Origin of the sequence: Aldersonia kunmingensis, from assembly GCF_001646865.1 — a bacterium.
GTDB classification, from domain to species: domain Bacteria; phylum Actinomycetota; class Actinomycetes; order Mycobacteriales; family Mycobacteriaceae; genus Aldersonia; species Aldersonia kunmingensis.
This window is the reverse complement of the sequence record NZ_LRRB01000159.1, coordinates 1-7935: the sequence shown is the minus strand read 5'-3', so window position 1 is coordinate 7935 and position 7935 is coordinate 1. Positions and strand designations below refer to the sequence as shown.

Annotated in this window: 9 protein-coding genes, 1 tRNA gene and 1 pseudogene; 4 read left to right on the top strand and 7 right to left on the bottom strand. The window is 63.4% G+C overall.

The genetic code is table 11. The features are described 5' to 3' along the window. Positions 1 to 662: 662 nt before the first annotated feature. Positions 663 to 1538, bottom strand: a complete 876-nt coding sequence (locus A8G08_RS11825; protein WP_068273975.1) for a DUF1353 domain-containing protein — start codon at positions 1536 to 1538, stop codon at positions 663 to 665. 262 nt (positions 1539 to 1800) lie between these two features. Then, positions 1801 to 2109: a DUF6422 family protein gene (locus A8G08_RS28470; RefSeq protein WP_222844260.1), complete on the bottom strand. Its 309-nt coding sequence runs from the start codon at positions 2107 to 2109 to the stop codon at positions 1801 to 1803. A 676-nt stretch (positions 2110 to 2785) separates the two neighbouring features. Here A8G08_RS28470 and A8G08_RS11815 point away from each other — a divergent pair. Both A8G08_RS11815 and A8G08_RS28005 read left to right on the top strand, forming a co-directional pair. Further along, on the top strand, positions 2786 to 3181 hold the full coding sequence (locus tag A8G08_RS11815) for a hypothetical protein (RefSeq protein ID WP_068273971.1): 396 nt from the start codon (positions 2786 to 2788) through the stop codon (positions 3179 to 3181). Between the two features lie 612 nt (positions 3182 to 3793). Beyond that, the gene (locus tag A8G08_RS28005; RefSeq protein WP_068273969.1) at positions 3794 to 4066 is read left to right on the top strand and encodes a hypothetical protein; all 273 of its coding nucleotides are present in this window, start codon (positions 3794 to 3796) and stop codon (positions 4064 to 4066) included. Positions 4067 to 4348: 282 nt separating this feature from the next. On the opposite strand, the pseudogene A8G08_RS28465 reads toward A8G08_RS28005, so the two are convergent. Beyond that, positions 4349 to 4526, bottom strand: a pseudogene (locus A8G08_RS28465) (helix-turn-helix domain-containing protein); the annotation flags it as partial. 589 nt (positions 4527 to 5115) lie between these two features. Here A8G08_RS28465 and A8G08_RS27120 point away from each other — a divergent pair. Beyond that, positions 5116 to 5235, top strand: a tRNA-Val gene (locus A8G08_RS27120). 170 nt (positions 5236 to 5405) lie between these two features. Here A8G08_RS27120 and A8G08_RS11800 read toward each other — a convergent pair. The 4 genes from A8G08_RS11800 to A8G08_RS11785 form a co-directional block, all read right to left on the bottom strand. Beyond that, positions 5406 to 5753, bottom strand: coding sequence for a hypothetical protein (locus A8G08_RS11800; protein ID WP_157108528.1), 348 nt, complete (start codon positions 5751 to 5753; stop codon positions 5406 to 5408). Positions 5754 to 5821: 68 nt separating this feature from the next. Continuing rightward, a complete protein-coding gene (locus A8G08_RS11795; protein ID WP_169823298.1) occupies positions 5822 to 6313 on the bottom strand; it encodes a flavodoxin domain-containing protein in 492 nt (163 codons plus the stop codon). Positions 6314 to 6546: 233 nt separating this feature from the next. Further along, positions 6547 to 6960 (bottom strand): STAS domain-containing protein, encoded by a 414-nt coding sequence (locus tag A8G08_RS11790; protein ID WP_245672791.1) that lies wholly within the window; start codon positions 6958 to 6960, stop codon positions 6547 to 6549. Positions 6961 to 7135: 175 nt separating this feature from the next. After that, positions 7136 to 7573 (bottom strand): Hsp20/alpha crystallin family protein, encoded by a 438-nt coding sequence (locus tag A8G08_RS11785; RefSeq protein ID WP_157108527.1) that lies wholly within the window; start codon positions 7571 to 7573, stop codon positions 7136 to 7138. A gap of 133 nt (positions 7574 to 7706) precedes the next feature. On the opposite strand from A8G08_RS11785, the gene A8G08_RS26650 reads away from it, so the two are divergent. Continuing rightward, on the top strand, positions 7707 to 7935 hold a 229-nt coding region (locus tag A8G08_RS26650; RefSeq protein ID WP_157108452.1), incomplete at its 3' end, for a MerR family transcriptional regulator.

Below are 7935 nucleotides of genomic sequence, written 5' to 3'. Positions count from 1 at the left end.
CGTCAGCGCAGTCGGGATTTCTCTCGCCGGTGGCGTTGTCGTTGAGCCCATCTCGTACACGCGTGTCTCATGACGTCGCCGAGGGAGAGCGCAGTAGCCAGGCCGGGGATCAATGAGTTGGGAAGTCCATTGGGGCAGGGGGTGTCTGGTCGAGCTTGAGCAGTTCGGCCGCGGCAGCAACGCTTGGTGTCGCATCTTCTTCGGCCCAGGCGGCGATTAGATACGAGATTGGTCTGGCCTTACCGGACTCTGTGTGGGAGTCGAGGTCGGCACCGAGCGTGCCGGCGCCTTTGTTCACCTCTAACGCCAAGTTGCGAGCGTGGAACCGTAGCAGCCGCATTGGGCCAGGACGGTCGATGGGGAGAGCGGGTCTCGTCGGCCGCTCTCGCACGACAACTCCAGCGCCAGCGAGGAGGTCGATCGCTGCGTCCACCGTTATGGGGCTGAAGTTGCCACGGAGTTTCGCGCCGTGGTCTGGCCGAGCTTCTTCATCGGAAGACACGCCGCGTGCTGCTCCGAAAACCACGACGGTCGCAAACCGGCAGAGCACCCTCTCACAATTTCGCTCCCGGATGTGTTGGCCGACGATGTCGGATGCTTCGATCGGGGGAGCTTTCATTTCCGAATCACGCTGTGCGACAAGAGAAGAGTTGCAACGCCGACTATCGGCGTCTCAGTTTGGAGGCGCCCCTGGCCTCCTGTTCCAGATCGAGGTACACGATCCATGCCAGGAAGGCCACGAGTGCCGCTGGCACGAGCCAGAATGCGGCGACGGCCGATACGAGACTCGCTCCCCACTGTCGTCCCCACAGCAAGCCACCGACGGGAATCAGCACGAACGCGACCACGAGCGTCCACCACGGTGACAGCGGCCATGACGACGGCGACCACGGCCACGACCACGGCCAATCGAAGGCCAACGAAGCCACTGGCCCGACGGCGCACGCGATCCCCACGACACTCAGGGCCAGCCATCCGATGACGCTCCACCGCGTGTAACCTCGCCAACCCCCGACGACGAACCGCGTGCGGAGCGCAACGGCCGACCACATGATCCAGCGCTTCAGCCACGGAACGCCGGAGGTCCGCATCATCTCCCGAAAGAAGCGGTCGGAGAGGGTGTCGCTACGGAGTGACCCGGTGTTGGCCTTGTCTGTGATCAGTTCGTCGTGGATCAGCGCAGCCAGCGAGTGCTTGCCATAGGAGTTCTCGAACCAGCGCAAGTACTGCGGGACCGACGCCAGGTCCGTCGGGTTCTCTTTGGGAGGCGTGAACGTCCGTGCGTCATCGACAGCGTTCTGCGCCTCCTCCTGTGTCATTCCCCGGGCGACCAGCTTGTCGATCAGGTACTTCTGAACCTTGTCGTCCGTGTACCGAAAAGCGGTTCGCACGTCGAACTGCCGCTCGTTGATCTGCACGACGCTGACGCCGCACGGCGTTAGTGGACTCCCCGGTGGTCGGGCGACTTCGAACCCTGATTCGGGCACCACAAGCCACGGCACCCACACCACCCCGTCGGCGGGTCGGGACTCGCTCATCTGCACCTCAGGACATCAACGACACTCGCGTACCGCGACCCCAGGTCGCCCCCGCTGGGTCGGGAAGTCGCGCCTACTCGCAGTGACGACTGGACGGCTACTTTGGGCCTCCCGATCAGGCCCACGTGCGTGTCGGGAGCAGCGGTCCGTGCTGGATCCACCGTCCCGACCGCATTCGGCAAATTGGCGCTGCGTTCTCAAATAAGGGTCGCCGACGGCGCGCGAAATTGACTGAGATTCGCCCACTCGAATTTCTGTCGGTTCATGTCGAGACATGCTTCGACGGGGGGTGGCCGCAGCTGCTCACGGGTACTGGTGTTGCGATCGGATCGAGGGTGACCTTGGTCCGGCACGGTTCTCCGTCGCCTTTGTAGCGGTTACAGGGACACCTGCCGAATCCTTCTATGTGCGCGTTACAGGGGGTCCCGAAACCGGACCCATCGTCAGGCCGGGGTACCCCGGACCGTGCGATTAGCTCAGCAGCCTCTCTGCGTGCGCTGACGACTAGGAATGCGGCCTCCTCCAGGGCTGCCTGCTGTTCGGCCGTGAGTTCTTCGCGCGATGAGGACACTTTCGCTCCTTGTGAATCGAGAGCCAGTGTATTGAGCGGCAAATTTCACTTTACTGCGCTGAATCCCATATCGACGAACAACGCCGCAATGACAATCGAGAAGCAGTCAGGATTGTCACGACGGGGAAAAACGCCCGTGGCGTCTAACCGGGACGGAGACGGAATGAAAGAGGGAACCCTCGGCCCTGGTGGGCCACACTTTTGGTGTGCGTCTACCACCTATTCTTCGTAATTGGCCTGACCTACCGTGGGATGGTCGCAATGGTGCGCGCCGAGCGCTTATCGAGAATTTGGCCCACATCAAGCGGCGCAAGGAACGATTCTGTATCGGTCTCGAAGCGGCCGGCGACAGCGCCATGCAACAACGGTCCCGATTCCTAGACAAGGCATTGATTGAACTCGAGGCCGAGATGCATGTCCGGGGTGGTGAAAGGTACCGAGGGGACGGAGAGAATCAGGAAGCGGAAGGAAAGGCCGCCAAGCGCGTCCCTCTGATACTTCGAAGGTTCGGTTCCACGGCGCTTGGCGACAATCGAGACGAGTTGCCCGGTGCTGCCGAACCGTCGCGGGTGCGGCCGAGAGCAATCCTCGCCGAGGGAGCAACGTGACCCTGGCCAGGCCGGGGCCGTGTCGGGGGTGTGTTGACCGGCGCGGTTCGCCGAACTAGCCTCGGCCCGTGCGTGATTCCGCGGGGATTGCCGCGCTGGTCCAGGGTGCGGGCTTCGCGCTTGCTGCCGATGTCGCGTTCGCTCGATGGTTACCACGCCGGCGCACCGCAATCGCCGGCGTTGGCCTTGTCGCGGCGGCCGCGGTCTATCCGCTGTCGCGACGTCAACTGGGTTTGGATGCCGGTGAGATGGTCACGCTCGGTGCGGCGTGCGCAGTCGCCGCGACCGCGGTCGTCCTGCCTGCCGCGACCGCTCGTCGCCTGCTGGGGGTCGGCTGGATTGCCCACGCCGCCTACGACGCGGTGTTCACCCACGATGCCGCCGTTACCCGACTGCCGACGACGTACGCGGCGGCGTGTGCCGGGGCCGACATCGCGATGGGCGCCCGGCTGATCCTGGCCTAGCCGCGAGTGCTACCGCTTGAACGGGTGTTCGGTCCAGTCATGGGCGGGCGGCAAGGAAATGTCGATAGTCGATAAATATTCTTCGTAACGCCGAACAGGTATTCTCCTGATTCCTAATTCCGGTACTTATTCTGTACCGTGTAATAGTCGGTCGTCCGAGTTACACTTGCTATCGATCAACTTGAGAATTCCGGAGGTTTGAGGCAACCGCGCGAGCGTGCGCGATGGGTGCGCGATGGGTGGGGCCGCGAGGCTACTCGCCAGGGCCCCGCGCTACACGCTTGTTTGGGAGCCGTCGTGCCGCAATGAAATCAATCGCGGGCTGCGCCGGAACGGTGGCCGAACCGGTCCAGGGGCGGTGAGGCTCGTTCGAGGCACCCGGGTCTAGCTGCGATCGGTTGCGGGTCGCCTCGCGCTCCTGAGTCTGGTCGTTGCAGGAGGTGTCACCACCGGAATCCGTCGGCAGGGCATTTGCGGGTCGGGCTAACCGTACACCGCGTGTTGGACAACGTGAAATCTCATGCGGTACATGAATATTCGAGAGAGTCGATTGAGAATATGATTGACGGGGATCGAAAACTTTCATTATCAAGGCGGCGTGGCGCTCCGAGCGTGAAGACGATCGCCCGCCGAGCGATCGACGCGGACGCGAGGTCGGTGATCGAATTCGCGATCCGCTGGGCACCCGTCGGCGGCTCGAGTACGGGCGATCTGCTGATGACCTTCGGTGTCGGCCGCCGGCGACTCATGACACTGCTCCAGGAAGGGGTGCGGTACCGGCCGGGCGGCAACGCGATAGCGAGACTGCTCGAGCGGAGCTTCTGGGATGCGTTGACATCGCGGTGGCGCGGTGACGCTCGCTTGGTGGGAGCGCATCGTTGCTGACCGGTGCCGAGGAACCCCGATTCGTGGCTCAGGGCGATGTGCATGTGCGTGTCTGGCTGGGCGCGACTGCTTTCGACTACCGGGCCAGGGTGGCGGCGGCGTTGAATCTGATCGATGACTGTCGCCGGAAACGCTGGTGCGCAGTCGAATTGGTTCGGCATAGCATCGAGAAGCACCTTCCGGAAACGCGTTTGCCGAACGAGCGGTTGTATCTCGATCAGCGACCGCGTCGCACCGGCGCGTGACACCGGGACAGGCGAATTCAGAGATCGGGCTGCTCGGGAGCCAGGCGGCGATCTGTGCGCGCGAGGTGAAACCGAGTTTGGTGAGAATATGGTCGACGTGTATCTCCGCGGTGCGCCGTGAGATCACGAGCTCGGCGGCGATCGCCCCTGTTGGACATCCCCCGCGCAACGAGTTGGGTGACCTGGCATTCGCGTCCAGTCAGGGTTTCGTCGGGACGTTTGGGGCGCGCCGCCGTGTCGTCTATCTCGATGACTGTGGCGATCACAGACTGGCGCAGGGCCTGGTGGAGCGTCCCGGGCCCTGCGTTGCTGCAAGCTCGTGCGGTCGTTCGAAGCCAGCTAATCGCTGCGCCGGGGTCGCCGAATTCGCGTCTGGTTCCAGCGATTCGAGACGTCCATCCGCGGACTCCCAGACCGTCAGCGCCACTCGTCGGTCTTGCCGCTTTTGCAGTGCCCAGTGGTTCTCTCAATTTGTGAATAAGCGGCATGCCGCGGACCGCCGCCGCGGCGATGCCGTCGTGTTGGGCAGGGTTGGAGACACGGCAAATCGGAAGGCTGCAGGTGCATGTGAAGGCATGCCCAGCGGGATTCTCGCGTGTATTTCGGATGCTGTTGACAAGCAGAGTTCGTAGGGATCACGTGGGGACCTATGCATCGTTCGCCTCGATTCACGCCCTCGGTATTTCAGGCCCGTCGTACCTGTGTGGTCTGCCGTCGCGCCCTCGTGGCACCGAATGTCAGCAGGCACGCCGGCATGCCGACCGTTCTATCCAGCCAGAATCCGGCCAACGGGTCAGATGAGCCGGTCCAGTTGGTCCAATGGGAGGTGATGGGCCCAACTGACCTGGGAATTCCGAAAGTACTTGGTGTTCTGTCCATTTCACACGCGGAAGGTCGCTGGTTCGATCCCAGCCGGGACCACCAGTAAAACTGCAGGTCAGATCACGTATTTTGATTTGTTCGTACCAGAAAATCGCCGTGGTGGACGACATTATCCAGCCGATATCCAGCCAAACTTGAGGATCCGCCATCGACCGGAAGGTCACCGGTCGGTGGATCCGCAGGTCTGGTGTTTTCCCTGTTCAATGCGTGTTTCACGGTAGCGCGGCGGAACTGTCGAGTTCAAGGGACCTGAGACAGGTCGAGTTCAGCCGCAGCGTCAACGTCGCGGGCGTCGCTTCGGTGCTACCGCGGAAGGCGGTGGCATCGAACTGGCGGTCGCGCATCTCGTCGGCCTCGGGCATCGCGCGATCGCCGATATCGATGGTGGTCGCATGCCCGGTGCCACCGAGCCTCGGCGCGGCGATCGCGCAGGTGTGCGCCGACACCATGTGGACGCCGAGATCACTGTCCTGGCAGGTGATTACACCGAAGAGTCCGGGGCTGGCGGCCGCGCGACCCCAATTCGCAACAGGTCGCTCATCGACCGCGGTTGGACCCAAAACCGGTACAGGGCATACGCATTTGGCGCCTTCCGGCCGCGGATCGTCGGCTCGCTCGTGTGATCCGGTCAGGCGACCGTTGCAACAGCGGCCGCGAGTTCGCGTGCCCAGTCGCGCGCGCGGTCCATTTCGCCGGCGACGAGTGGGCCGACCATGCTGGTGACCTTGAAATCGCCAGGCTTCCCGAGCATCGTGAAGCCCTCGCGGCGTAGTCGTCGGCGGTGGGCGTGGGCCGCGGATCCGGTCAGCCACCGTGGCTTGTCGATGCGGGTGCCGAATGTTGCTGCGCGGCAGATCGAATTGGACGAGGAGATTCGATCGAGCCACTCGTGCAGAATTATGCGGTTGGTTACCGTGCCGGTCAGCCCATAGACATGGGTTGGGGCGCCAATCACGATCAGGTCGAAGTCGTCCAGGATCAGCGGTGCTTTGTTGACGTTGAGGACGTCGGCGGTGCCGAGTGTGGTCAACTCCTCGCCGATCACCTTCGCGATCGACTCGGTGTGCCCGAATATCGTTTCGTAGACGATCAGGGTGTGAATTTTGGGACTTACGTTCACGGTTGCCTCACCCGTGTGTGACCCAACGGGCAACCTCGTGATGACGAGCGCTGCGGCAAGGTTGTCGATGGCTTGGTCGGGGATACCCGCGGTGGGCGGCGCGTAACCAGAGTGTGGGGTTGTGGGCCCACAACGGTCGATGTGGCGCCGAGGTTGGGAGCAGACCTCGGAATCCGCCGTTCAGGGCGAAGTGCGGTGCTTCCGTGGGTCGGACTCGGTACCCGGATCGAGGTTCACGCTTCCGAGGATGCTTGCAGCGCCGCGTCGAGGGTGGTGTGGATGGTCACCAGTTTGTCGAGGCCGATCAGGCGTAGTGGTCGTGCGACGGCGGGGCCGTCGGCAACCACCGCGAATTGCGCGGTATCGCCGATCTGTTGGTGGGCTGTGAGCAGGACGGTCATGCCGGCCGAGGCGAGGAACTCGACCTCGGTCAGGTCCACGATGACCACGGCCGGCCGCTTTCGCAGTTCTTGCTGGATCGAATCGGTGAGGCGGGGGGCGGTCACCATGTCGAGTGTTCCGCTGACACCGAGCACGAAGATGTTGTCACGCACGTTGACGGTGACAGCGAAACCATCGGCGCCGGTTCCCGGGTCGAGATTTGAGGCCGAGTCGTCGTCGTTCATCTGTTCCACCACACCGTTCACATCCCTCCTCGATGCGTCTCGCGTCCTAGCGCCCGACGGGCACGCGCGAAACCATGCTCTCCACCGATCCGGTGCAAGGGCCGGGTGAGCCCGGAGACCCAAGGCATCCGAGCCCACCCGTCGGCGGAACGAACCTCAACCCCGAATTTCTGCGGCGTTCCGCGTGGCCGCCGGGTCAGGCGTTGATCGCCTGATGGCCGTTGGACTGGTGGGTGATCTCGATCTTGCGGGGCTTGGCTCTTTCCGCGATGGGGATCACCAGACGCAGGACCCCGTCGCGGTAGTCGGCGCGGATCGCCTCGGTGTCGAGGTTCTCGCCGAGGAACAACTGGCGGCTGAACACCCCGCGGGTGCGTTCCGCGGCGATCATCGACCGGTCGGCATCCAGTGGCGGGCGCGAGGCCCGCACGGTCACCACATTGCGCTCGATGTCCAGATCCAGTGACTCCGGGTCGATCCCGGGCAGGTCGAGTTCGGCGAAGAACTCATCACCCTCGCGCCAGGCGTCCATCGGCATCACCACCGGCCGCGCCGCCGTGCCGAACACCTGCTGCGTGAATCGATCCAGATCCCGGAACGGATCGGTGCGCATCAGCATGGTCGCCACCTCCACTCACTCCCATCTCCATCGCAGTACATACATCCAGATAACCTCTGCTATCTGACATAGATTTATTTAGCACGGTCTTGAGATGAGTGCAAGAGTCTGGCTAAGGTAATCTTGGAAAATGCGAGAGGGGAGCGCGATGTCGGGCGATCGCCACAATGACGATCCTGGTCCGGGGCGCGATCATCGGCCGGGCCCGGGACGTGCGGTGTACGGGATCTCGGTGGCCGCGGAGTTGTCCGGGCTGGGTATGCATTCGCTACGTCTCTATGAGCAGCACGGGCTGGTGACCCCGGCGCGCAGCGCGGGCGGCACGCGGCGCTACAGCGAGAACGACCTGGCCCGGCTGGCGCGCATCGCCGCCTTGA